The following is a 25,318-nucleotide window of genomic DNA, read 5'->3' as shown; positions in this document are numbered from 1 at the left end:
TCTGTCCACCGGCAAGAACATCCACGAAACCCGCGAATGGATCATCCGCAATTCGCCCGTACCGATCGGCACCGTGCCCATCTACCAGGCGCTGGAGAAGGTCGACGGCAAGGCCGAAGACCTCACCTGGGAAATCTTCCGCGACACCCTCATCGAGCAGGCCGAGCAGGGCGTGGACTACTTCACCATCCACGCCGGCGTGCTGCTGCGCTACATCCCCATGACCGCCGAGCGCATGACCGGCATCGTCAGCCGCGGTGGCTCGATCATGGCCAAGTGGTGCCTGGCGCATCACAAGGAAAGCTTCCTCTACACCCACTTCGAGGACATCTGCGAAATCATGAAGGCCTACGACGTGGCCTTCAGCCTCGGCGACGGCCTGCGTCCGGGCTCCATCTACGACGCCAACGACGACGCCCAGCTGGGCGAACTCAAGACCCTCGGCGAGCTGACCCAGATCGCCTGGAAGCACGACATCCAGACCATCATCGAAGGCCCCGGCCACGTGCCCATGCATCTCATCAAGGAGAACATGGACCTGCAGCTCGAGCACTGCCAGGAAGCCCCGTTCTACACCCTGGGCCCCCTGACCACCGACATCGCCCCGGGCTACGACCACATCACCAGCGGCATCGGCGCCGCCATGATCGGCTGGTACGGCACCGCCATGCTGTGCTACGTCACCCCGAAGGAACACCTCGGCCTGCCCGACAAGGACGACGTCAAGGAAGGCATCATCACCTACAAGCTGGCCGCCCACGCCGCCGACCTGGCCAAGGGCCACCCGGGGGCGCAGATCCGCGACAACGCGCTGTCAAAAGCCCGTTACGAGTTCCGCTGGGACGACCAGTTCAACCTCGGCCTCGACCCGGACAAGGCGAAGAGCTTCCATGACGAAACCCTGCCCAAGGAATCGGCCAAGGTGGCCCACTTCTGCTCCATGTGCGGTCCGCACTTTTGCTCGATGAAGATCACCCAGGACGTGCGCGACTTCGCCGCCAAGCAGGGCATCGCCGAAGCCGAGGCGCTGGCGAAGGGCATGGAAACCAAGGCCATCGAGTTCGTGAAGACGGGCGCGGAGATCTACCGGAAGGTGTAAGGACACCCCTGTGGGTCGGACTTCAGTCCGACAGCACGCGTTGGTCGAAGCGCCTTGTCGGACTGAAGTCCGACCCACAGGGGGGCGGGGGCTGCTTACAGCCCTTGCAACATTTCCCAGGCCAGCTTGGCGATCAGCACCGACACCACGACGAGGAAGGCCTGGCGCACGAAACCGCTGCCCCGGCGCAGGGCGATGAGGGTGCCGACCTGGGCGCCGGCCAGGTTGCAGGCGGCCATGACCAGTCCGACGGTCCACAACAGGGGGCCGTGGCTGGCGAAGAAGCTGATGGCGGACACATTGGTGGCGACGTTGATGAGCTTGGCGCTGGCCGAGGCGCGCAGAAAGTCCATGCCGAACAGCCGGACGAAGCCGAAGATCAGGAAGCTGCCGGTGCCCGGGCCGAAGAAGCCGTCGTAGAAGCCGATTACGCCGCCGAAGGCGATGGCGCGCCAGGTGTCCGCCGGGCGCAGCTCGCGGGTGGCGGCGTGGCCGAAATCCTTGCGCCGGAAAGTATGAATGGCCACGCCCAGCATCAGGACCAGCACCAGGGGGCGCATGGCCTCGCGGGGCAGCCAGGCAACGACGGCGGCACCGAACCAGGCCCCGAGTAGGGCCGCGCCTGAGGCGGGCAGCACCACCGCCCAGGGAATCCTGACGGCGCGGGCGTAGTGCCACAGGGCCGCACCGGTGCCGGCGATGCTGGACAGCTTGTTGGTGCCGAACAGGGTCGGAATGGCGACCTGGGGAAAGCTGCTCAGCAGGACGGGGATCTGGATCAGTCCGCCGCCGCCGACCACGGCATCCACCAGGCCGGCGAAGAAGGCCACGGTGCCAAGAAACAGGAGATCGAATGGCATGGGAAGGGAGAAACGATAAACGCCCAACCCGTGAAGGGCTGGGCGTGAAAGTTGGCAGGAAGGGCGCTCGGTCAGGCGGCTGCGGGAGCCTCCCCGGCAAGGGGCAGGGCCGTGTCCTCGTCGTCGAGGGCTTCATCCACCGGGTCGATGGCTTTTTCCCACTTGCCCACGGCAGCGGTGGCGATGGCATTGCCCAGCACGTTGGTGGCCGTGCGCCCCATGTCGAGGAAGTGGTCGATGCCCATGATCAGCAGCAGGCCGGCTTCCGGCAGATGGAACATCGGCAGTACCGCGGCCACCACCACCAGCGACGAGCGGGGCACGCCGGCCACGCCCTTGCTGGAGATCATCAGCACCAGCAGCATGGTGACCTGCTCACCCAGCGACATGGGAATGCCGTAGGCCTGGGCCACGAAGAGCGAGGCGAAGGCCGTGTACATCATCGAGCCGTCCAGGTTGAAGGAGTAGCCGAGGGGCAGTACGAAGCCGGTGACCCGGTTGCGCACGCCGAACTTCTCGAGCTGTTCCATCAGCTTGGGGTAGGCCGATTCGCTGCTGGCGGTGGAGAAGCCGAGCAGCATCGGGCTGCGCACCAGCTTGATGAGGCGGAACACTTCGCGGCCGAGCACCAGGTAGCCGGCGCCGATCAGCACGGCCCACAGCACGAAGAGGGCCAGGTAGAAGCTGGCCAGCAGCTTGCCGAAGACGGTCAGCATGCCGACACCTTGTACCGTCACCACCGCCGCCACGGCGCCGAAGACGCCAAGCGGGGCAAGGCGCATCACGTAGTCGGTGACCTTGAGCATCACGTGGACGACTTCTTCCATGGTCTGCACCAGGCTGCGCGCGGCCTGGTTGTGCAGGTTGCCGAGGGCCAGACCGAAGAACACCGAAAACACCAGGATCTGCAACACCGAGTTGCCGGCCATGGCTTCGACGATGCTCTTCGGGAAGACCTGGGTGATGAAGTCCTTCAGGTTGAGAGCGCCGGTTTTCAGATTGGTGGCGGTGCCGACTTCGGGCAGCGGCATGTTCAGCGCGCTGCCAGGCTGCAGCAGGTTGGCGAACACCAGGCCGATGAGCAGCGAGACCAGCGAGGCGGCGACGAACCAGCCCATGGCCTTCGCGCCGATGCGCCCGACGGTCTTGGAATCGCCGATGTTGGCCAGCCCGGACACCAGGGTCGCGAACACCAGCGGGGCGATGATCATCTTGATCAGGCGCAGGAAAATGTCGGTGATGACGCCGAAATAGCCGGCGATTTCCTTGGCAGCCTCGGGGGTCGGCGCGGCCTGGTTGCAGGCGTAGCCGGTGAGGATGCCGAGGATCAGCGCGGCAAAGATCAGCATCGACGACTTGTTGGCTTTCATGTTCGTCTCCTGGGTGGATTGAGTCGGGTGGATGCGGTTATCAGACGTTGGCGCGGGTGGGCAGCGGACGCGGGCGGGTCAGCACTTCGGGGCGCAGCACCTCGTCGAGCGCTTCCCGGGTCATCAGGCCGCGGGCCAGTACGATCTCCGCCACGCCCAGGCCGGTGGCATGCGCTTCGGCGGCCACGTCGGTGGCGTTGGCGTAGCCGATGTAGGGATTGAGCGCGGTGACAATGCCGATGGAGCGCTCGACGGTGGCGCGCAGGGCCTCGCGGTTGGCGGTGATGCCGTCCACGCACAGGTCGGCGAGGGTGGTGCACCCGCGCGACAGGTGCAGCACGCTCTTGAACAGGCTGTGGGCGATGATCGGCTCGAAGGCGTTGAGTTGCAGCTGGCCGGCTTCGGCGGCGAAGGTCACGGTCAGGTCGTTGCCGATGACTTCGTAGGCGATCTGGTTCACCACTTCCGGGATCACCGGATTGACCTTGCCCGGCATGATCGAGGAGCCGGCCTGGCGGGCCGGCAGGTTGATCTCGCCAAAGCCGGCGCGGGGGCCGGAGGACAAGAGGCGCAGGTCGTTGCAGACCTTGGACAGCTTGGCCGCCACGCGCTTGAGCACGCCGGACAACTGGATGAAGGAGCCACAGTCCTGGGTGGCCTCGATGAGGTTCGGCGAGGTGATCACCGGAATGCCGCTGGTCTCGACCAGGCGGCGGCACACCAGCGCGGCGTAATCCGGGTGGGCATTGATGCCGGTACCGATGGCGGTGGCGCCCAGGTTGATCTCGCGGATCAGCAGGGCGGCTTCCTTGAGGCGCTCCTCGTCTTCGCCGAGCATGGTGGCGTAGGTGGAGAATTCCTGGCCGAGGGTCATCGGCACTGCGTCCTGCAGCTGGGTGCGGCCCATTTTCAGCACGTCGGCGAATTCCTCGGCCTTGCGCTCGAAGGCAAAGCGCAGGTGGGCCATCGAATCCACCAGACGGAAAATGCCCACGTAGGTGGCCAGCTTGAGGGCGCTGGGGTACACGTCGTTGGTGGACTGGCTCATGTTGACGTGTTCGTTGGGGTGCAGGAACCCGTATTCGCCGCGCTGGTGACCCATGATTTCCAGGGCGACGTTGGCGATGACCTCGTTGGCGTTCATGTTGGTGGAGGTGCCGGCGCCGCCCTGGATGACGTCCACCACGAACTGCTCGTGATATTTGCCGGCGATGATCTCGCGGCAGGCGGCCACGATGGCCTCGGTGCGCGCGTTATCGAGGAGGCCCAGTTCCCGGTTGGCCTGGGCGGCGGCCAGCTTGATCTGGGCCAGGGCGCGCACCAAGTCCGGGTAGGCGGCAATGGTGATGCCGGTGATGTTGAAGTTCTCGAGGGCGCGCAGGGTGTGCACGCCGTAGTAGGCGGCGCTGGGCACGGCCTTGTCGCCGAGAAGGTCGTGTTCCATGCGATGGGTGGTGATGTTCATGCTTGTCTCCGTTGGTTTGAGTATCGGTTGCCGGGCTGGCTGCTGCCGCTCTTTGTCCGTATTCAGTCGCAGGAGACGTGCCATGCTGAAAGCGTCGTTGGGTGTTTTTAGTTGTTTGATTTGAAAGGGTAAAATTTATGGGTCGAGCAGGAGCGTTCGGATTTCCGGATTATCCGGCCCGCGCGCATCCGGAAAACCGAACGCTCGGGCCGAAGGACGCCGACCGGCCGGAGGGTGTAGGCTCGCGCCTGTGGGGCAGGCGCCGGTCGGCTCTGCCTGCAGCCCGGCGCGTTGGTGTGGTGGGATTTTTGGCCGGTCAGGAATGACCGGGGTGATGGCCGGATGGTTTGGGTGACGGGTTGAGAATGGCTTTGCGGATTGCAATAAACGGGTACGGACGAATCGGGCGGTGCTTTTTGCGGGCGCTGCTGGCCTCGCCGGTGCGGGGGCAGTTTTCAGTGGTGGCGATCAACGAGCCGGCCGATCTGGAGAGCATGGCTTACCTGACCCGCTTCGATTCGACCCACGGGTGTTTTCCGGGGACGGTGGAGGTGGGCGACAACTGCCTGCGTATCGATGGAACGGACATTCCGGTCTTTCATGCGGATACGCCGGAGGGTGTGGACTGGCGGGCGATTGGCGTGGACATCCTGATCGAGGCGTCGGGGCGTTACAGCTACCGGCATGAGCTGCAGCGCTTCCTGGATGCAGGTTGCCGCCGCCTGCTGTTGTCGCACCCGGGGCACAGCGCCGGGGACGTGGATCAGACCATCGTCTTCGGCATGAACCACGAACTGCTGACGGGCGACGAGCGCATTGTGTCGGCGGCGTCGTGCACCACCAATGCCATCGTGCCGGTGCTGGTCATGCTCGACGAGGCCTACGGGCTGGACCACGCGCTGATGACGACGCTGCATTCGGTGATGAACGATCAGCCGCTGATCGACGGTTATCACCATACCGACCTGCATCGCACCCGTTCGGCGATGCAGTCGATGATCCCGGTGTCCACCGGGCTGGCCAGGGGCGTGCAGCGCATGTTGCCGGAGCTGGCCGGGCGCATCGAATCGAAGGCGATCCGGGTGCCGGTGGTGAATGTGTCGGCCATCGACCTGGTGGTGACGCTCCGGCGCGGCACGACGGCGGCGGCGGTGAATGCGCTGCTGCGCGCCGCGGTGGATGGCCAGGGCTCGGGGCGCATGGCCTACACCGACGAGCCGCACGCCTCCATCGACTTCAACCACAGCCCCCATTCGGCCATTGTCGACGGCGGCCAGACACGGATGAGCGGCGAGCGCTTGCTCAACCTGCTGGTGTGGTTCGACAACGAATGGGGCTTCGCCAACCGGATGATCGACGTGGCGGCGTTTTGGGGTGCGCGGATGAAGTGACGGGGGAAGTCGGACTGAAGTCCGACCCACAGGTGATCACGATGCCTTTGCGGGTCGGACTTCAGTCCGACAACGTGGCCTGAACGGGTGCTGTCGGGTTGAGACCCGACCCACAGGTGATCATGGTGCTTTTGTGGGTCGGACTTCAGTCCGACAGCAGGGCCTGAATGGGCGCTTAGCTGAAGCCGCGCGCGAATGCCGTGGCTTGCCCGATGGCCCGCTTGGCGTCCAGTTCGGCGGCCACGTCGGCGCCTCCGACCAGCGTGTGGGGGATGCCCGCCGCTTCCAGCCCGGCCACCAGATCGCGCCGCGGCTCCTGGCCGGCGCAGATCACCACCGTATCCACATCGAGCACCTGCACCTTGCCATCCACCTGGATGTGCAGGCCGGCGTCGTCGATGCCGAGGTATTCCACGCCACCCAGCATGCTGACGCCGCGCTTCTTGAGCAGCAGGTTGCGCGCCCAGCCGGTGGTCTTGGCGAGTCCGCCGCCGACCTTGCTGGACTTGCGCTGCAGCAGCCACAGTTGGCGTGGCGTGGCCGGCATCTGCGGCGGGGTCAGGCCGCCCCGGTTGGCGGTATAGGTGGGGTCGATGCCCCATTCGTGCCGGTAGGCGGCCACCGGGTCGGGGCTGTCGCCGGCGTGGGTGAGCAGTTCGGCCACGTCGAAACCGATGCCGCCGGCGCCGATGATGGCGACCTTGCTGCCTACCTGACGGCGCCCCTCGATCACGTCAATGTAGTTCGCCACCTTGGAGTGGGCGATGCCGGGGATGGCCGGTTGGCGGGGCGTGATGCCGGTGGCGAGGACGACGTGGTCGAAGCCGGTTAGCTCGTTTGCGGCGACGGGTTTGCCGAGCTGCACATTCACGTCAAGCTCGCCAAGGCGGGTGCGGAAATAGCGCAGGGTGTCGGCGAAGTCTTCCTTGCCGGGGATCTTGCGGGCGTAGTTGAACTGGCCGCCCACTTCGGTGGCGGCATCGAACAGGCTTACCGTGTGGCCGCGCTCGGCCAGCGTGGTGGCGGCAGCGAGGCCGGCCGGGCCGGCGCCGATCACGGCGACACGCTTGGGCGTGGTGCTGGCAGCGGGGGGCGCTTCGTATTCGCGGCAGGCATCCGGATTGACCAGACAGGAGGCGACCTTGCCGGCGAAGATGTGGTCAAGGCAGGCCTGGTTGCAGGCGATGCAGGTGTTGATGGCGTCGGCACGGCCGGTGGCGGCCTTGTTCACAAAGTCGGCATCGGCCAGGAAGGGGCGCGCCATGGACACCATGTCGGCGTCGCCGCGGGCCAGGATGTCTTCGGCCACCTGCGGGTCGTTGATGCGGTTGCTGGTGATCAGCGGAATCTTCACCGCGCCACGCAGGCGTCCGGTGACCCAGCTGAAGGCGCCCCGCGGCACGCTGCTCATGATGGTCGGGATGCGCGCCTCGTGCCAGCCGACCCCGGTGTTGATGATGTTGACGCCGGTGGCTTCGACGGCCTGGGCAAAGGCGACAACTTCGTCCCAGGTGCTGCCGCCGTCCACCAGGTCGAGCATGGACAGGCGGAAGATGATGATGAAATCCGGCCCGCTGGCGGCGCGCACGGCGCGCAACACTTCCAGCCCGAAGCGGCAGCGGTTCTCGAAGCTGCCGCCCCATTCGTCGTCGCGCAGGTTGGTGCCGGGGGCGAGGAACTGGTTGATCAGGTAGCCCTCGGAGCCCATCACCTCGACGCCGTCGTAGCCGGCCTGGCGAGCCAGAGCGGCGGTGTGGGCGTAGTCGGCGATGGTCTGGCGGATTTCGTCGTTGGTGAGTGCGCGCGGCGTGGCGGCGTTGATCGGTGCCTTGAGGGCCGACGGGGCGACCGGTGCCTTGCCGTAGGCGTAGCGCCCGGTGTGCAGGAGTTGCAGGCAGATCCGGCCGCCGTTTTCGTGCACCGCGCGGGTGATGACGCGGTGCTGGTCGGCCTCGGCTTCGGTGTCGAGTACCGAGCCGCCCTGGTGGATGCCGCCCTCCTTGTTCGGCGCAAAGCCGCCGGTGACGATGAGGCCGACGCCGCCTTTGGCCCGTGCAGCGTAGAAGGCGGCGAGGCGCTCGAAGGGGTGATCCATCTCCTCCAGCCCGGTGTGCATCGAGCCCATCAGCACCCGGTTGGGGAGGGTGGTGAAGCCGAGATCGAGGGGGGCGAGGAGGTGGGGGTAGGGGGAATTCATGGTGCTGCTGTCTCCGTCTTTTATGGTTGTTGACATTTATTTCATGGGTAGCCGAAATAAATGTCAACCTGCCCTAACGGAAGACGCGCTGCAGCGCCACCACCGGAATCAGCGCCAGTGCCACCAGGCCGCAGGCGGTGTAGGCATCGGCGCAGGCCTGGGCGAGGGCGGCGGCATGCTGTGCGCTGGCCGGTGCGCCGTGCAGGAGGCGGGCGGCCCAGTCGAGGCTGGCGTGGCCGGTATCCAGGTGCCTGGCGTAGCGCCATTCGAGCACCAGTGTGCCCACTGCAATCGCCGAGGACAGGCCCAGCTGGCGCACGATGTTCTTCACCTGATAGGCGTGGGAGAAGACCTTGGGCGCAATCTGGGTGAAGGTACCGAAGGCCACCGGCCCCATGTAGATCGGCACGGCCAGGCCGACGAGCAGCGTGGGGATGATGATCTGCTGCCAGTCGGTCACTGCGGCGGACTGGCCGAGCCATAAAGAAGCAGTGGCCAGCAGCACGAGTCCGCTGAGCATGAAGGGACGCAGCCTTGGCCAACGGCGGGCCAGCGCCACGTGGGCGAGGGCGGCGAGCACGCTGCAGCTCATCGACGCGCTGAGGACCATGGCGGTGGTCGTCATGCTCTGGCCGAGGCCGTGCTGGAACAGGATGGGCAGGATGAAGCCGATCAGCCCAAGCATGAAATAGCCGCAGAAATAGAAGGCGATGCCGAACAGGTAGCGCAGCTGGAACAGGCCCCGGTAGTCGATCAGTGGCCGTTCGCGTTGCCACTGGCGGGCGGCGAAGATACTCAAGGCGATGATCGAGGCGGCGCCTGTGGCCAGCACCTGTCCGGGGTGCGACAGGAGTTCGAACTGCAGGCCCTGAATGGCGTATTGCAGCGCGAAGACGGCGATCACCAGGCCGAGCAGCCAGCCCCAATGTTCTTCGCTGCGGGCTTCGGGCGGGGTGGTGTCGCGGTCCAGGCGCGGGCCGGCGATCCACGCCACGGCGGCGGTGAGCGGCAGCATGGCCCAGAAGGGCGCCTGCCAGCCGCCGAGGGTGATCAGGCCGGCGGCGGCCAGTGGCGAAATGGCGGTGGCGCCGAGCAGGGTGCCGATAAAGACCAGCAGGCCGGAGAAGCGGGCTTCGGCCGGCAGGCGGTTGATCTGCAGGCGTCCGGCAGTGAAGAAGGTGGCCCCGCCCATGCCTTGCAGGGCGCGGCCGGCGGCAAACTGGGTAAGGCCGTCGGCGGTGGCGCACAGGGTGGCACCCACGGCGAAGACGCCCAGCGAGGCGAGGATGAAATCCCGATAGCCGAAGCGTTCGACGACCCACTGGTGCTTGTAGAGCATGAAGATCGCGCACACCCCATACACCGTGTAGGCGAAGGCGAACTCTTCGGCGCGCAGGCCGAGCCCGCCCATGATGGGAGCAGCAGCAAAGGTGACCATGCCGGTCTCGAAGAACTCCACGCAGGTGACGGCGGCGATCACCCACAGCAGGCTGCGGAGGGAAACGGGGCGGTCGTCGGGCGGGGAGAGGGGCATCGTGGCCGATTGAACGCGCAAGCTGCGCTCCTGAGGATGGGGTTGCTCCAGTCTAGTGGGCGTGGTGTGATGCTTCAAATCGATTGACTTGATCAATAATATCGACATGACCGATATCGACTACGCGGCCTTCCGCCGCCTCGACCTGAACCTGCTGGTGGCTTTTGATGCGCTGATTGCCGAGACCAGCGTCAGCCGCGCCGCCGGCCGCCTGTGCATCGGCCAGCCGGCCATGAGTCATGCACTGGCACGTCTGCGGGAGCTGTTCGGCGACGACATTCTGTTCCGCGAGGGAGCAGCCATGCGTCCGACGCCCCGCGCGCTGGCACTGGCCGGGCCGATCCGCCAGGTGCTCGATGATATTCAGCAGGTGGCCCGTGGGGCGCAGCCCTTTGACCCGGCCGAGGCCGAGGGGCGCGTCCGCATCGCCCTCAACGATCCGCTGGAAGCCTTGCTGCTGCCTGGCCTGGTGGCCCGTTTGCGGGCGCAGGCGCCGCGCCTGACCCTGTCGGTGCTGCCTGTTCCGGCGTCGCGCCAACTGGAGCAGCTGGATGCCGGCGCGGTCAGCCTGCTGGTCGGTCACCATCCACAGGTGCGCGAGGTGCATAGCCAGCTGCCGCTGTATGAGTCGGGGTTTTCGTGCGTCTTCAATCCGGCGCTGATTGAGGTGCCGCCAAAGCCCGACCTGGCCGCGCTGGCGCGTCTGCCGCACATCCACACCACCTATGCCGGCGAGCCGCCGGGCGTGGTGGACCGGGTTTTCAAGGCGCATGGGCTGACCCGCCAGGTGGTGGCGCGCAGCGCGATGCCCCTGTCGATTCCCTTCGTGCTCAAGCGCAGCCCGCTGGTGGCGATCCTGCCGGACATGCTGGCGCGGATGTTCGCCGCCCATACCGACTTGCGCTTCGAGCCGCTGCCGGTGGCGGGGCTGAGCCTGCCGATCAGTCTGGTCAGCCATCGCCGCGAACGCAGCGACCCGCTCATCGAGTTTGTGGCGCGGCGGCTGGTGGAGAGCGTCGAGGAGTGGGTGGCGGCCTCGGGGGCGTGAGCTATTCCCGTGGGTCGGACTTCAGTCCGACAACAGGGGCTGAACGGGCACTGTCGGACTGAAGTCCGACCCACGGGATGTTGTCAGTTCCGGGCCGTGTCCGGTGCGTCGTGGAGGGTGTCGGCCTGCATCAGTTGCGGGAACAGGCGCGTCCACAGCCCGACGACGACCAGCGTGGCGGCGCCGCCGAGCAGTACCGACGGCACGGCGCCGAACCACGCGGCGGTGAGGCCGGATTCGAACTCGCCGAGCTGGTTGGAGGCACCGATGAAAATGGAGTTCACTGCACTGACCCGCCCGCGCATGTCGTCGGGCGTTTGCAGTTGCACGAGGGATTGGCGAATCACCATGCTGACCATGTCGGTGGCGCCGCCAAGGGCCAGGAAGAACACTGACAGCCACAGGTTGGTGGACAGCCCGAAGGCGATCACCGACAGGCCGTAGGCTGCCACCGAGGCATACAGGATGCGTCCCACCGAGCGGCGCAGCGGGTGGTGGGCCAGCCACAGGGCCATGGCCAGGGCGCCGATGGCGGGCCCGGAACGGAGCAGGCCGAGGGCCCACGGGCCGGCCTGCAGGAGTTCGCTGGCGATGATCGGGAGGAGTGCCGTGGCACCGCCAAAAAGCACCGCAAACAGATCCAGCGAGATGGCGCCGAAGATGATGCGCCGCTGGCGGATGAAGCGGATGCCTTCGACGAAACGTTCCCACGCCGAGCCTTGCAAGGTGCGGGGTACGTGCACATCCGGCAGGCGCATCAGGCACAGGGTGGAGCAGGCCAGCAGGGCGGTGGTCAGGCTGTACACCAGCGGTGCACCGAAGGCGTAGAGCAGGCCGCCCAGGGCCGGGGCGACAATGGTGGCGGCCTGCATGGCCGAAGCGCTCAGCGCCAGCGCCCGGGGCAGGGCGACGAGAGGCACGAGGGCCGGCAGCAGTGCCGCGTTGGCCGGCATCTGAAAGGTTTGCGCGAGGCCGAGGACCAGCACGATGGCAAAGATCAGTTCGCGGCTGATAAAGCCGCCGGCGCTGGCGATGGCCAGGGTGGCGAGGCCGAGGGTCTGCAGCAACTGGGCGGCGACGGCGAGCTTGCGCCGGTCGTGGCGGTCGGCCATGTCGCCGGCCACGGCGGTGAGGAGCAGGCGCGGAAGAAACTGGATCAGCCCGACCAGGCCCAGGTCGAGGGCGCTGCCGGTGAGGGAATACACCTGCCAGCCGACCGCCACGTCCTTGATCTGGTTGCCGCCGCTGAAAAGCACGCGGGCCAGCCAGTAGAGGACGAAAGGGCGGTGGTGGCGCAGGAAATCTGGCGCGTGGGGATCGGCGTGGGGCATCGAGGGCGGCTCAGTCGCCGCGGGAGAGGGCCGGCCGGCGGCCGATCTCGACCCTTACATCGAATTTTTCCTTGCCGCGACGTAATTCGAAGCCGGCCTTGCGGCCCGGCGCCAGGGCGGCGATGGCTTCGAGCATGGCTTGCGGGTCATTCACCTTGCGGCCTTCGACGGCGAGCAATACGTCGCCCGGCTTGACGCCGGCCCGGTCGGCCGGGCTGCCGCGCATGACGCCGGAAATCAGCGTGCCGCCGCTCGACGGGAGACTGAAGGATTCGGCCAGTTTGGGCGTGATGGCCTGGACTTCGACACCGATCCAGCCGCGGGTGACGGAGCCGTTCTGGATGATCTGCTCCATCACGTTGCGGGCGAGGGAGACGGGGATCGCGAAACCGATGCCCAGCGAGCCGCCGGAGCGGGAGTAGATGGCGGCGTTGATGCCGACCAGATTGCCGGCCGCATCGACCAGGGCGCCGCCGGAGTTGCCCGGGTTGATGGCCGCGTCGGTCTGGATGAAGTCTTCAAAGGTATTGATGCCCAGGTGGGAGCGGCCGAGGGCGGAGACGATGCCCATCGTGACGGTCTGGCCGACGCCGAAGGGGTTGCCGATGGCGAGCACCACGTCGCCGACGCTGAGCTGTTCGGTGTGGCCGAAGGTGATGGCGTGGAGCTTGCCTTCCGGTTTGATCTGCAGCACGGCGAGGTCGGATTCCGGATCGCGGCCGACGATGCGGGCGGGCAGCTTGCGGCCGTCGTTGAGGGCGACTTCGATTTCGTCGGCGGCTTCAATGACGTGGTTGTTGGTGAGGATGTAGCCTTCGGGCGAAACGACCACGCCGGAGCCCAGGCCGGACGCGCGCTGCTGGGGACGGTTGTCCAGGCGGTCGCCGAAGAAATGGCGGAACAGCGGGTCGTCGGCAAAGGGGCTGCGCTGGCTCTTGACTTCCTTGCTGGTGAAAATATGCACCACCGAGGGCAGGGCGGCCCTGGCGGCATCCGCATAAGAGGCGGCAACCTTGCCGGACGGCGTGGCGGCGGGAGCGGCGGCTTGCTGTATGGTGATGGCGGGCAGCTCCGGGCGCTCCCCAACCCAGTCGGGTTTGAGGGTGCTGAGTACAAACAGGACGGCCACCGAAATGGTGACCGCCTGCGCAAAAATCATCCACAGGCGATGCATCGTAAAATTTGCCACCGAGGGCGCATTTGCGCGCCAGCCAATAAGTGTTGAAGGATCAGGGGGGAGCGGCCATGGAACGAGCCGAGTTGCAGCGTTATCTCGACACGCTGCTGGAAGTCGAGCGATTCAAGGATTATTGCCCAAACGGCCTGCAGGTGGAAGGACGGGCCGCCATACGGCGCGTGGTTTGTGGCGTTACGGCCAGTCAGGCGCTGCTCGATGCGGCAGTGGCGCGGGGGGCGGATGCGGTGCTGGTGCATCACGGCTACTTCTGGCGCGGTGAGGATGGCCGCATAACAGGGCTGCGCAAAAACAGGCTGGCGACCCTGCTGCGCAATGACATCAGTCTGTTTGCCTACCATTTGCCGCTGGATGCGCATCCGGAGCTGGGCAACAACGCGCAGCTGGGCAAGCTGATGGGGTGGGTGCCCGAGGGGCGTTTTGGCGAGCAGGACCTGGGCTGGACCGGGCGTTTGTCGCATCCGATGACGCTGGCCACGCTGGCCCGTCAGGCCGGCGCCCGGCTGGGTCGGGATCCGCTGCTGCTGGGTGACCCCGAGCGGCGCATCGAGCGGATTGCCTGGTGCACCGGCGGGGCGCAGGCTTACTTCGAGCAGGCCATCGCCACTGGGGTGGATTGCTTCGTGTCGGGTGAGGCGTCGGAACCGACCACCCATCTGGCGCGGGAGTCGGGGGTCGCCTACCTCGGCGTCGGGCATCACGCCAGCGAACGCTATGGCGTGCAGGCGCTGGGTGCGCGTCTGACCGAAGTCTTCGGTATCGAGGCGGAGTTCGTCGAGGTGGCCAACCCGGTGTGACCGGGCCGTGCCGCTGCGCCGGGCTCAGGCTGCGGCGGTGTTCGGGGCCGGCGGCTCCATCGCTTCGAGGCTTAGTTCGGTGGGCGGTTTGTAGCTGCCGAGCGTGTCGTCGAGGATGGCCAGCAGCAGGAGCAGCTCTTCGACCACCATGAGCGGGAAGCCCTGGCGGGTGCCGTTGCGGTTGTCGCGCAGGATCTGGTGAATGTAGGCCTGCGCTTCCTGGGTTCCCCACAGTTCCTGCAGGCGCTGGGTGACGTGGCCGATCTGCTCGATGCTGTCCGGGGCCGCGCGAACGGCCTTGAAGTCGCTCCAGCCGATCATCTTCACGTTGAAGGTTTTGTTCAGCTGGCGCGTCAGGGCTTCGAACTCGGCCCGCATGCCGGCCACGTGATAGACGTCGAGCAGCTTCAGCCAGGGCTTGACGGCCTGGCGGGGATTGTTGCGGATGTAGTCGGCGAGGGTTTCGGCGGCGCCCTGGGTGCGGCCGAAGGACATCATGATCTCGGCCAGTTCAAGGGCGGAGTCCTGCTCGTCCACCGTTTCGTCGAAAGGAATCGGGTGGGCCGGCGCAAAGGTCGGCTCGGCCCATTCGGCTGTGTTGTTGTCGCTGGATGGTGCTGCGATGACCTGTTGCGGCGGCACTTGCCGTATTTCCGGCATGGAGAGGGCCGGCGTCATGGGGGCGCTGGGCTTTGTGTTGCCGGGAGCGGAGGGCGGGGTGCTGGCCTCGAAGCTCGTTTGCGTGGACAGCTCGACGGGCTCGATGGCTTCGGGCGCGTCATGCCGCCGGCTGCGCCGTATCCACAGCAGCGCACCGAGCCCGATGGCGAGCAGGCCGGCCAGAGGCATCGCCAGGGGCGTGGCCCATTCCTTGACTTGTTCGATCAGGCTTTGTTCGGGAGGCTGCGGTGTTGCGGGGGCTGCCGGCACCGGGCGGGCCGGGGGCGCCTGCCGGTCAAGCTGGGCCACACGTTCCTTGAGCAGGGCCTGGTATTCCTCAAGACGTTTGATTTTTTCGTCCAGCTCGAGCTGGGCGGCGATCCGGTCGTCGATTTCGACGAGGGTCCGCTGTTCCGGCAGCAGTGCCTGGCGGGGGCTGGCGGGCTCGTCGCTCTTGGGCGGATTGGCGAGTTGGTAGGCCATGTGCAGCGGGGCCAGGTTCGCCTCGTCGCCGGCACCGATGACCAGCCGGTCCTGGCGGGGGGCTGCGACCGTCGTGGCGGGAATGCTTGCCTTGGCGGCTTGCTGTGACTTGGCGGGAGCCGGTGATGGCTTCGGCCGGGGCACCTTGGCGGCCGCCGGGCGGGCCGGTGCGCCGGTGTCGACGGCGGAGGCGGGGCGTTCGGTCGTGCGGCGCTGCGGTGGCGCGGTCTCAAGGCTTTTGGGCGCCGCCTGGGCATCGGCGGGAGGCGGTGTCACCTCCGGTGACGCGATGCGGCCGATGGGCGGCTGCAGCAGGATCGGATAGTCGCGGCGCAACTCGTTTCCGCAGGCGATCCGCAGGCCAAGCATGGCGATCGGATTCTTGATCAGCTCGCGGGTCGTTATGCTCAGGTGTTCGCCGACGAGTTTGACCCGGGCGTTGTGTATCCACGGAATGTCGTCGCTACCGGCTCCGATGATGCTTTTGATGCAGTTCGCGTCGATTTCTTCACCGGGGCTGCGCACCAGCCTGATCTCCGCCCGCAACGGCTCCCCCAGGGACGAGTGGGCGACAAGCTCGCCGAGGCCCGCTGCGCAGGCAGGGGTGCCAATAAAGGGGGCGAGCGTCGCTACGAGAAGGGGAAGGGACTTTCGCGCGCAGTTCATCAATGGGATGGGTCTGGGTCGGGCCGGTGTAGGCTACGTTTATTGTGCAATGCGGCGTCCGTTGAGCGCCGCAGGCGAAGCTACAGTATTCTAAAGAACTTTGCAGCCCGCCGCGGGCCCATGTCTTGCCGCCGACGCTCACAAATGTGACGTGTGGTGCCGGAAGACGTCATTTTCAACTTGTTGATCCCACCTTGCTTTCGTTCTACCGCCATGCCGCTTTCCGAGCCTAAAGTACAACGCCGTCGCGTCCACACCCGTCGCATCGAAATTCAGGGTTTCCTGCGCGATGACGGGCTGCTCGATCTGGATGCCCGTCTGACCGACCTGAAGGCCGACGATTACCCGATCGCCTCCGGTGTTCGCAAGGCAGGTGATCCGGTGCACGACCTGCTTGTCCGGGTGACCATCGACGAGAAGTTCTTCGTTCTGGATGTGGAAGCCTGTTCCGACTGGGTACCTTATCCCGGCTATTGCGACACCATCGGACCGGCCTACCGCCAGTTGATCGGGCTGAACCTGGTGCGGGGCTTTCGCAAAACTGTCGGCGAGATGTTTGCCGATGTGCGCGGCTGCTCGCACATCACCGAGTTGCTGCTGGCCCTGCCGACGGCGGCGATCCAGACTTTTGCCACTTTTCGTCGCGACAACGAGGATACCGGCGAAAAGCCCTTCCAGCTAGACCGTTGTCATGCTCTCGAGACCACCTCGGCGGCGGTCATGCGGTACTACCCGGGCTGGTATCGGGGCGGCGATCCGGTGTGATGCCGGTGCGACGGGAGTGTGTCCGCTGTGCAGTGCAGCGTGAAATCGGTCGCGCCCCCCGTTTCGTATATAATCGATTGATCCGCAATCCGGGGTTTGCCAGCATGGCTGGTGCAGCACCGGTGCAGGATGTTTTTTCAGCATTCAGGTCACACAGGCCGGGTGCAGGAAAGGCTGAGCGGTACATACGTTGGACGAGGGAGAACGGCGTGTGTGTCGCGGGGTGCGGGTTTGACCCCGAACAGTCCCATCAACCAAGCGTGAGCGGCCTCTAAAGGCCAAGACTTCGATCGAAGGGCAACCATGAAAATTCACGAATATCAGGGCAAGGAAATCCTGAGAAAATTTGGCGTCACGACGCCGCGCGGCGTGCCGTGTTTCTCAGTCGATGAGGCAGTCGCAGCAGCAGACACGCTGGGCGGCAAGGTTTGGGTCGTCAAGGCCCAGATCCACGCCGGCGGTCGTGGCAAGGGCGGTGGCGTGAAAGTCGCCAAGTCCATTGACGAACTCCGTCAATACGCCACCGACATCCTCGGCATGCAGCTCGTTACCCACCAGACCGGCCCCGAAGGCCAGAAGGTGCGTCGCCTGCTCATCGAGGAAGGCGCCGACATCAAGAAGGAATATTACGTTGCCGCGCTGACCGACCGCGCCACGCAGAAGGTCGCCATGATGGCCTCCAGCGAAGGCGGTATGGACATCGAGGAAGTTGCTCACAGCACCCCCGAGAAGATCCTCAAGGTCTTCGTTGATCCGGCCATCGGCCTGACCGACGAACAAGCCCTGTTCCTCTCGAACGGTATCGGCGTTCCCGAAGGCTCCACCGCCCAGGCTGTGGATACCCTGAAGAAGCTGTACACCACCTACATGGAAACCGATTGCTCCCTGGCGGAAATCAACCCGCTGATCCTGGAAGGCAACGGCACCATCAAGGCCCTGGACGCCAAGTTCAACTTCGACGCCAACGCCCTCTATCGTCACCCGGAAATCGTTGCTTACCGCGACCTGGATGAAGAAGATGCCGACGAAATCGAAGCTTCCAAGTTCGATCTGGCCTACATCTCCCTGGACGGCAACATCGGCTGTCTGGTGAATGGTGCCGGTCTGGCCATGGCAACCATGGACACGATCAAGCTGTTCGGTGCCGAACCGGCCAACTTCCTCGACGTAGGTGGCGGTGCCACTGCCGAGAAGGTGACCGAAGCCTTCAAGATCATGCTCAAGAATCCCAAGGTCAAGGGCATTCTGGTCAACATCTTCGGCGGCATCATGCGCTGCGACACCATCGCCACCGGCGTGGTTACTGCGGCCAGGGAAGTGCATCTGTCGGTTCCGCTGGTTGTCCGCATGAAGGGCACCAACGAAGAGATCGGCAAGCAAATCCTGCGCGATTCGGGCCTCCCGATCATCGCTGCCGACACCATGGCCGATGCGGCCCAGAAGATCGTCGACGCGGTCAAGTAAGGAGTTACCTAATGTCAATCCTGATCAATAAAGACACCAAGGTCATCACCCAGGGCATCACCGGCAAGACCGGTCAATTCCACACTGAAAAGTGTCAGGAATACGCCAACGGCAAGGAATGCTTCGTTGCCGGCGTGAACCCGAAAAAGGCTGGCGAGAAGATCTTCGACATCCCCATCTACGCCTCCGTCAAGGAAGCGGCCGCCGAAACCGGCGCCACCGTCTCCGTGATCTACGTGCCGCCTGCCGGCGCTGCGGCGGCGATCTGGGAAGCTGCTGAAGCCGATCTGGATCTGGCGATCTGCATCACTGAAGGCATCCCCGTCCGGGACATGCTGGAAGTGCGCAACATGATGAAGAAGAAGGTTGCTGCCGGCGGCAAGGAAACCCTGCTGCTGGGCCCCAACTGCCCGGGTCTTATCACGCCTGACGAAATCAAGATCGGCATCATGCCGGGTCACATTCACCGCAAGGGTCGCATCGGCGTGGTTTCCCGCTCCGGCACCCTGACCTACGAAGCTGTCGCCCAGCTGACCGAAATCGGTCTGGGCCAGTCTTCCGCTGTCGGCATCGGTGGTGACCCGATCAACGGTCTGAAGCACATCGACATCATGCGCATGTTCAACGACGATCCGGATACCGATGCGGTCATCATGATCGGCGAAATCGGCGGTCCTGACGAAGCTGAAGCTGCGCTGTGGTGCAAGGCCAACATGAAGAAGCCGATCGTCGGCTTCATCGCCGGTGTGACTGCCCCCGCGGGCAAGCGCATGGGCCATGCTGGTGCACTGATTTCCGGCGGTGCCGATACGGCCGATGCCAAGCTCGCCATCATGGAAGAGTGTGGTTTCACCGTGACGCGCAACCCGTCCGAAATGGCCAAGCTGCTGAAGGCCATGCTGTAATCAGGCGTCAAGCCGATCCAGACCGCGCCCTCGGCTCACGCCTGGGCGCGGTTTTATTTTGTGGGGCCAGCCTGATGCAGGCAGGGGGGCGATAGAATTCCCGGTGCGGCGGTTTTATCTTGATTGAATTCTTCATGTCCGAATTTTTGACGCCTGTCTTCTGGGTCGGTCTTTTGCAGATCATCGCCATCGACCTGGTGCTGTCGGGGGATAACGCCGTGGTGATTGCCCTGGCATGTCGTCGTCTGCAGCCGGAACAGCGCAAGATTGGCATTTTCTGGGGCGTGGCGGGCGCCGTGAGTCTGCGCGTGGTGCTGACGGCCTTTGCCGCCAGCCTGCTGGGTTACCCCTGGCTCAAGCTGATTGGCGGTTTGCTGTTGCTGTGGATCGGCGTCAAGCTGCTCCTGCCCGATGGGGAAGGAGAGCACGAGATTAATCCTGCCACCAGCGTGGCGGGGGCGGTAAAGACGATCATCGTGGCGGATTTCGTGATGAGCGTGGATAACGTCATTGGTGTGGCGGGGGCCGCGGGCGACAGCCTGGTGCTGCTCGGCATCGGTCTGGCTGTGAGTATTCCGGTGATCGTATGGTCGAGCCAGGTCATCATGAAGAGCATGGAGCGCTTCCCGGTGATCGTGACACTGGGGGCCGGCTTGCTGGGCTGGGTGGCAGGCGGGATGATCGTTGGCGATCCGTTGCTGCGCGTCTGGATGATGGCGCAGCCCGGGTGGATGAGGCCTGCGGTTGGTGTGCTGGGCGTTGGGCTTGTGCTTGGCCTGGCGCGGCTGCTGGGCAGGCGTGCAGTGGCCGGTTCCGGTCGACAGATTCTGTAGTTTTCCTTCGATAGGCGGTGAGCGTGAGCGAAGGACAAACGTACTGGCGGATGGCGATGTTGTCCCATGTGGGGCGCGTCCGGGTCCGTAATGAGGATTACCTCCTGTGTGACGAGGGGCGTGGCTTTGCGGTTCTTGCCGACGGGATGGGCGGGCATGTGGGCGGTGCCGTTGCAGCACACCTGGCGGTTACCGCATGGATTGAGCGCATTGGCGAGTGCGAAACCGGGTGTGCGGACGAAGTCGATGTGCGGGCGGCGGTGGATGCGGCCAACCAGGCCGTTTTCGGTGCGGCCTGTCAGGATCCACGACTGCGCAGAATGGGGACGACCCTGGCCGCCGCTTACTTCCGGGCTGACGGCACCTTGCTGGTGTCTCATGTGGGCGATTCACGGATCTATCGTCTGCGCGATGACGTGTTGGACTGCCTGACTCGGGATCACAGCGTATTGCGGGAGCAATGCGACGCGGGCATGATTCAATCCGAATCGAGCGGCCCGCTGGCTTTGCGTGGTCTCCTGACCCGGGCCGTGGGTGTGGCCGCGGATGTCGTGCCGGATGTGGCGCACTTCGTGCCCTTGCCGGAAGATATATATTTGCTTTGCTCGGACGGGCTGACAGAGATGCTTCCCGATGCCGACATCGCCGACGTACTCTGTGCGCTGGGGAGAAGTCCGCGACTGGCGGTAGAGCACCTGATCGATCTGGCGAATGATCGGGGTGGGATGGATAATGTTTCGGCTATCGTCGTATCGTCCAGTCCGGCTGGACGACTTGCTGCCGAACTTGGTTGAGGCTGGTTTCAGATAGGAAATGCAATGCCCCGGTTGATATTGAGCATGGATGGTCTGGTGCTGAAGGAAATGGCGCTCGAAAAGGAGCGCACCACCATTGGCCGAAAGCCGCACAACGATATCCAGATCGACAATCTGGCCATCAGTGGCGAGCATGCGGCCATCGTGACCATCCTGAACGATGCCTTTCTGGAGGACATGAACAGCACGAACGGTACCTATGTGAATGGTCAGCCGGTCAAGAAGCATGTTCTGCAGAACAATGATGTCGTCGAGCTGGGCAAGTACCGCCTGAAGTTCATTGCCGATGGTGCTGGATCGCCTTCCGAACAGGATGAAGCGATGACCTTTGCCGACGCGGTGGCAACGAACGGTGTGGTGTCCGGAACCGCCGGTGTGGCCGCCGAGCCCGCTGCGGCAGCTCCGGTTCCCTCCGGCACCCTGGGGATGATCCAGATTCTCAGTGGTGCTCATGCCGGTCGCACGCTTGAGCTTTCAAAGTCGCTCACCACGCTGGGCAAGCCGGGAACCCAGGTGGCAGTGATCACCCGGCGCCCCCATGGCTATTTCATCACCCACGTGGAAGGGACGGTTTTTCCTGTCGTCAATGGACATTCCCTTGATGCCCAGGCACATCGGCTTAATGAACATGACATAATCGAGATCGCTGGCGTGAAGATGGAGTTTTTCTCGCAGAATCTCCAGCAGTAGGTCTTTCAAGACGCTTGCATGCGGTGATCGTGATATTTCTGACGACCGGTTTTGCTGGTCGAACCGTATCCTGGCGGCCTGATTTATTAACACTCCCGGTGTCCGGGCTGATTTTCCAGCCCCCACTTTTGCGGAATTCCATGAGAACAAGATGAAGGTGCGGGTTCTGGGGTGCAGCGGTGGAATTGGCGGGCGCAATCAGCGCACGACGGCCCTGCTCGTGGATCACGATGTCCTGATCGATGCCGGCACCGGAGTTGGAGACCTGGAGTTCGAAGAGCTTCTGCAAATCGATCACGTCTTCGTGACGCATGCGCATCTTGATCACATCGCCATGATTCCCCTGCTGGTGGATACCGTCGGTGAAGCGCGTTCGATGCCGATCGTGGTCCATGGCTCGCCCGAGACCCTGCGCATTCTGCGCTCCCACATTTTCAACTGGCTGGTGTGGCCCGATTTCTCGTCGATTCCCGACCGGGGCAATCCCTTTCTGCGCTTTCAGGAGATGCGGGTCGGTGAATCTGCCAAGCTCGGTGGCGGCCGTCAGGTCACGGCGCTGCCGGCCCTGCACACGGTGCCGGCGGTGGGCTACCAGGTGTCGAGCGAAGGCGGGAGCCTGGTTTTTTCCGGCGATACGGCCTATTCCGAGCCGCTGATTGCCGCGATCAACGAGATCCCGGATCTACGTTACCTGATTATCGAGACGGCTTTTCCCGATGCGCTGCATGATCTCGCCCTGGCCTCCCGTCATTTGTGCCCCAGCTTGCTGGCGCTCTTCCTCGAGCGGATCAAGGCACACCCGGAAGTGTGGATCACCCATCTGAAGCCGAGCAGGGCGCAGACCACGCTGGACGAAATAGCCAGCTATTGCGGCCGCTTTTCTCCGCGCGCACTTTATAACGGCCTCGAGTTTTCGCTTTAGCCGGACGCTTGGCCGGCTAAAGTCAGTGGCTTTTCCTGCCGTTTGGCTGGCCTTCATCCATGCAGGCTTCGTCTGCGGCGGAGTCCCATTTTTCCGGGTTTGACAGAATTATGAGCAGCGCAGCAAGCAGGGGCGGTGTCGGCGTGAGTGACGTAGCCAGCCGACTGGCCTTTTTCAAGGGCCTTCAGGCGGTTACCAACCGCGTTCATGCCACCGAGAACATCGATGAGATCATCTTCGAGTTGTCGGCAGAAATCTGTGCGCTCTTTGCCGCCGACCGGCTGACCATTTACGTCGTCGATGAAAGCAAAACGACGATCTCCTCCCGGGTGAAGACGGGCCTGCACACCATCCGCACGATTCGTCTGCCGATCGCCGAGAACAGCGTGGCCGGCTTCGTGGCCCTGACCGGCCAGATGCTCAACATCCACGATGCTTACGACGAGCAGGCCCTGAAGGCCATCTCGTCACGCATGGAGTTTCGTCGCGAAGTGGACGAGCGGAGCGGCTACCGCTGTCGTCAGATGCTCGTGGCGCCGATTGCCAATCCGGACGACGGTGAGGTGATGGGGGTGATCCAGCTCATCAACAGCCGTAACGGGGAGGTCTTTTCATCCATTGCCGAGGAGGGTATTCAGGGGCTTGGACAGACCCTGGCCATCGCCTTCGCGCATCGCCGCCACGCCCTGATCCAGCCCAAGTCCAAATACGAAGGCCTGGTGAATGACGCCAAGCTGACCAGCGCCGAACTCGAAGCAGCCACTAGTCTGGCCCGCGAGCGGGGGATTTCTCTCGAGCAGTTGCTGCTTGAGGAGTACAAGCTCAAGCCCGCCGATATCGGCAGCGCGGTGGCCCGCTTTTTCGGCGTGCCCTACGAGCCTTTCCGGCAGGATCGGGTCAAGCCCCTGGACCTGCTGCGAAACCTCAAGCGCGACTACGTGCAGCAGGCCCAGTGGCTACCCCTGGAAGAGAATACCGAAGGCCTCCTGACCCTGGTAACCGATCCGGAGCAGGCCATTGCCTCGCGGGTCGTCCAGAATGTCTTTCCCAAGGCCAGTCCGGTGTTCTGCGTTACGACCCATGTGGAGTTCATGCAGACCGTCGCCCAGTTTTTCGGTAGCAGTGTCAGCGATGATGCTTCAGTCTCCGAACTGCTTTTCGACATGCAGGACGATGATGGCGAGGGTGGGGGGCCGACGGCCGAGGATGTGTCGGCGGCGGCCGACAATGAACTCGTCAAGCTGGTGAACCGGATCATTATCGACGCCTACCGGCAAGGTGCGTCCGACATCCACATCGAGCCTCGTCCCGGCAAGGAAAAGACCCAGATCCGATTCCGCAAGGATGGCTCGCTGACGCCCTACATCGATGTCCCGGCCAGCTATCGCAGCCCGATCGTCACGCGCATCAAGATCATGTGTGACCTGGATATCTCGGAGCGGCGCAAGCCGCAGGACGGGAAGATCCGGTTTCGCCGCTTCGGCCCCCTCGACATCGAGTTGCGGGTCGCCACGGTGCCCACGGCGGGCGGCATGGAAGATGTCGTGATGCGTCTCCTGGCCAACAGCGAGCCGCTGCCCCTCGAGGCGCTGGGTTTGCTGGAAAACAATTACGTGCGTCTCAAGCAGACTGTCGCCAAACCCTACGGCATTTTCTTCGTCTGCGGCCCGACCGGCTCTGGCAAGACCACCACGCTGCACTCCATCCTGGGTTCCATCAATACGCCGGAAACCAAGATCTGGACGGCCGAAGATCCGGTGGAAATCACCCAGAAGGGGCTGCGTCAGGTGCAGATCAACCGCAAGGCCGGGCTGGATTTTCCAACCATCATGCGCTCTTTTCTGCGTGCCGATCCGGACGTGATCATGGTCGGCGAAATGCGTGACAAGGAAACCGTGTCCATCGGCCTCGAAGCCTCCCTGACCGGCCACCTGGTGTTCAGCACCCTGCACACCAACAGCGCCCCCGAGTCGGTGGTCCGTCTGCTTGACATGGGGATGGACCCGTTCAACTTCGCCGATGCGCTACTCGGTGTGCTCGCCCAGCGTCTGGCCAAGCGTCTGTGCGGCAAGTGCAAGAAGGCTTATCAGCCCGACGAAAATGAAATCCGGTATATGCTCGACGAGTACTGCGAGGACTTGCGGCAGACCCCGGCCTTCCTGGCAGATCCGGTGGGCGCCAGGGAGTCGATCCGGAAGGATTGGCTGCAGCGCTACGGCGACGATAAAGGGAAATTCACCCTTTACGCGCCGGTGGGTTGTGAGCATTGCACTGGCGGCTACAAGGGGCGTCTCGGCCTGCACGAATTGATGGTCGGAACCGATGCGGTGAAAGCCCTGATCCAGGAACGTGCGCGGGTTTCCACGCTGCTCGCAGCCGCCCTCGACGAGGGCATGCGCACCCTGCGTCAGGACGGCATCGAGAAAGTCATGGCCGGCCTGACCGACCTCAAGCAGGTGCGAAAGGTCTGCATCCGCTAAGCACAGCCGACCGGGAAGCCGATCGATTACGCCGGAATGCCCCAACCCTCGGCTTCAACTTTCGGCTTGCACTTGGGGCACCCCGCCCAGGGAAGGCAGTCGCAGTCCAACTGAAAGAAACGCGAGCCCGTTTTCACCATCGATTCCGCCTGCCTTGCCTTTGCGGTTGGCTTGATGGCGGTGGCCTCCTGGGTTGTGGCCTGGTCCGGCAGCCACCGGGCGAACGCGCTCAGATCCTGGACGTTCTGCACGTACCAGAGGCGCCGGGCCGGGTCCCAGCGTGCGCCCAGCTGTTTGGCTTCGTCCTTTTCCGCAAACGGGACCTGCAGGTTTGTTCTCATGTTTTCT

General features: G+C 64.4%; 21 protein-coding genes. 12 read left to right on the top strand and 9 right to left on the bottom strand.

What is annotated here, in order from left to right; genetic code table 11:
• Positions 1 to 1,099 (top strand): phosphomethylpyrimidine synthase ThiC (gene thiC / locus ETQ85_RS17910; RefSeq protein WP_148580448.1); only part of this gene is annotated, 1,099 nt, incomplete at its 5' end.
• Positions 1,100 to 1,194: 95 nt separating this feature from the next.
• Here thiC and ETQ85_RS17905 read toward each other — a convergent pair.
• The 3 genes from ETQ85_RS17905 to aspA form a co-directional block, all read right to left on the bottom strand.
• Positions 1,195 to 1,959, bottom strand: a complete 765-nt coding sequence (locus tag ETQ85_RS17905) for a sulfite exporter TauE/SafE family protein (protein ID WP_148580447.1) — start codon at positions 1,957 to 1,959, stop codon at positions 1,195 to 1,197.
• 71 nt (positions 1,960 to 2,030) lie between these two features.
• Entirely contained in the window at positions 2,031 to 3,329 is a 1,299-nt protein-coding gene (locus ETQ85_RS17900; protein WP_148580446.1) for a dicarboxylate/amino acid:cation symporter, read from the bottom strand.
• Positions 3,330 to 3,369: 40 nt separating this feature from the next.
• Positions 3,370 to 4,794: an aspartate ammonia-lyase gene (aspA, locus tag ETQ85_RS17895; RefSeq protein ID WP_148580445.1), complete on the bottom strand. Its 1,425-nt coding sequence runs from the start codon at positions 4,792 to 4,794 to the stop codon at positions 3,370 to 3,372.
• 365 nt (positions 4,795 to 5,159) lie between these two features.
• Between aspA and ETQ85_RS17890 the strand changes: the two genes are divergently transcribed.
• The gene (locus tag ETQ85_RS17890; protein ID WP_148580444.1) at positions 5,160 to 6,185 is read left to right on the top strand and encodes a type I glyceraldehyde-3-phosphate dehydrogenase; all 1,026 of its coding nucleotides are present in this window, start codon (positions 5,160 to 5,162) and stop codon (positions 6,183 to 6,185) included.
• Between the two features lie 175 nt (positions 6,186 to 6,360).
• Here the strand turns inward: ETQ85_RS17890 and ETQ85_RS17885 are convergent, their stop codons facing one another.
• Both ETQ85_RS17885 and ETQ85_RS17880 read right to left on the bottom strand, forming a co-directional pair.
• Positions 6,361 to 8,382: an NADPH-dependent 2,4-dienoyl-CoA reductase gene (locus ETQ85_RS17885; RefSeq protein WP_148580443.1), complete on the bottom strand. Its 2,022-nt coding sequence runs from the start codon at positions 8,380 to 8,382 to the stop codon at positions 6,361 to 6,363.
• A gap of 73 nt (positions 8,383 to 8,455) precedes the next feature.
• Complete coding sequence (locus ETQ85_RS17880; protein ID WP_187394757.1) at positions 8,456 to 9,937, bottom strand: MFS transporter; 1,482 nt, start codon at positions 9,935 to 9,937, stop codon at positions 8,456 to 8,458.
• Between the two features lie 85 nt (positions 9,938 to 10,022).
• Between ETQ85_RS17880 and ETQ85_RS17875 the strand changes: the two genes are divergently transcribed.
• Positions 10,023 to 10,964, top strand: a complete 942-nt coding sequence (locus tag ETQ85_RS17875) for a LysR family transcriptional regulator (protein WP_148580441.1) — start codon at positions 10,023 to 10,025, stop codon at positions 10,962 to 10,964.
• Between the two features lie 83 nt (positions 10,965 to 11,047).
• Here the strand turns inward: ETQ85_RS17875 and ETQ85_RS17870 are convergent, their stop codons facing one another.
• Positions 11,048 to 12,295, bottom strand: a complete 1,248-nt coding sequence (locus ETQ85_RS17870; RefSeq protein WP_148580440.1) for an MFS transporter — start codon at positions 12,293 to 12,295, stop codon at positions 11,048 to 11,050.
• 10 nt (positions 12,296 to 12,305) lie between these two features.
• On the bottom strand, positions 12,306 to 13,469 hold the full coding sequence (locus ETQ85_RS17865) for a Do family serine endopeptidase (RefSeq protein WP_148580455.1): 1,164 nt from the start codon (positions 13,467 to 13,469) through the stop codon (positions 12,306 to 12,308).
• 71 nt (positions 13,470 to 13,540) lie between these two features.
• Here ETQ85_RS17865 and ETQ85_RS17860 point away from each other — a divergent pair, with 71 nt between their 5' ends.
• The gene (locus ETQ85_RS17860; protein ID WP_148580439.1) at positions 13,541 to 14,287 is read left to right on the top strand and encodes a Nif3-like dinuclear metal center hexameric protein; all 747 of its coding nucleotides are present in this window, start codon (positions 13,541 to 13,543) and stop codon (positions 14,285 to 14,287) included.
• A gap of 24 nt (positions 14,288 to 14,311) precedes the next feature.
• Here ETQ85_RS17860 and ETQ85_RS17855 read toward each other — a convergent pair whose 3' ends face one another.
• Entirely contained in the window at positions 14,312 to 16,096 is a 1,785-nt protein-coding gene (locus ETQ85_RS17855) for a type IV pilus assembly protein FimV (RefSeq protein ID WP_148580438.1), read from the bottom strand.
• Positions 16,097 to 16,309: 213 nt separating this feature from the next.
• Here ETQ85_RS17855 and ETQ85_RS17850 point away from each other — a divergent pair, with 213 nt between their 5' ends.
• The 8 genes from ETQ85_RS17850 (at position 16,310) to ETQ85_RS17815 (ending at position 24,970) form a co-directional block, all read left to right on the top strand.
• Positions 16,310 to 16,861 carry a DUF2889 domain-containing protein gene (locus ETQ85_RS17850; RefSeq protein WP_148580437.1) on the top strand — a complete coding sequence of 184 codons (552 nt, stop codon included), beginning with the start codon at positions 16,310 to 16,312 and terminating at the stop codon, positions 16,859 to 16,861.
• A gap of 303 nt (positions 16,862 to 17,164) precedes the next feature.
• On the top strand, positions 17,165 to 18,325 hold the full coding sequence (gene sucC / locus ETQ85_RS17845; protein WP_148580436.1) for an ADP-forming succinate--CoA ligase subunit beta: 1,161 nt from the start codon (positions 17,165 to 17,167) through the stop codon (positions 18,323 to 18,325).
• 11 nt (positions 18,326 to 18,336) lie between these two features.
• Positions 18,337 to 19,230 carry a succinate--CoA ligase subunit alpha gene (sucD, locus tag ETQ85_RS17840; protein WP_148580435.1) on the top strand — a complete coding sequence of 298 codons (894 nt, stop codon included), beginning with the start codon at positions 18,337 to 18,339 and terminating at the stop codon, positions 19,228 to 19,230.
• A gap of 134 nt (positions 19,231 to 19,364) precedes the next feature.
• Complete coding sequence (locus ETQ85_RS17835) at positions 19,365 to 20,063, top strand: TerC family protein (RefSeq protein WP_148580434.1); 699 nt, start codon at positions 19,365 to 19,367, stop codon at positions 20,061 to 20,063.
• 23 nt (positions 20,064 to 20,086) lie between these two features.
• Positions 20,087 to 20,857, top strand: a complete 771-nt coding sequence (locus tag ETQ85_RS17830; protein WP_246128802.1) for a PP2C family protein-serine/threonine phosphatase — start codon at positions 20,087 to 20,089, stop codon at positions 20,855 to 20,857.
• Between the two features lie 24 nt (positions 20,858 to 20,881).
• Positions 20,882 to 21,568: an FHA domain-containing protein gene (locus tag ETQ85_RS17825; RefSeq protein WP_148580433.1), complete on the top strand. Its 687-nt coding sequence runs from the start codon at positions 20,882 to 20,884 to the stop codon at positions 21,566 to 21,568.
• A gap of 151 nt (positions 21,569 to 21,719) precedes the next feature.
• Positions 21,720 to 22,490 (top strand): 3',5'-cyclic-nucleotide phosphodiesterase, encoded by a 771-nt coding sequence (locus ETQ85_RS17820; RefSeq protein WP_148580432.1) that lies wholly within the window; start codon positions 21,720 to 21,722, stop codon positions 22,488 to 22,490.
• Positions 22,491 to 22,600: 110 nt separating this feature from the next.
• Positions 22,601 to 24,970, top strand: a complete 2,370-nt coding sequence (locus ETQ85_RS17815) for a GspE/PulE family protein (RefSeq protein ID WP_148580431.1) — start codon at positions 22,601 to 22,603, stop codon at positions 24,968 to 24,970.
• Positions 24,971 to 24,996: 26 nt separating this feature from the next.
• On the opposite strand, the gene ETQ85_RS17810 is transcribed toward ETQ85_RS17815, so the two are convergent.
• Positions 24,997 to 25,311, bottom strand: a complete 315-nt coding sequence (locus ETQ85_RS17810; protein ID WP_148580430.1) for a DUF5710 domain-containing protein — start codon at positions 25,309 to 25,311, stop codon at positions 24,997 to 24,999.
• Positions 25,312 to 25,318 lie beyond the last annotated feature (7 nt).

Origin of the sequence: Zoogloea oleivorans (genome assembly GCF_008107625.1) — a bacterium.
Taxonomy (GTDB): Bacteria; Pseudomonadota; Gammaproteobacteria; order Burkholderiales; family Rhodocyclaceae; genus Zoogloea; species Zoogloea oleivorans.
This window is presented reverse-complemented; position numbering and strand designations above follow the sequence as displayed.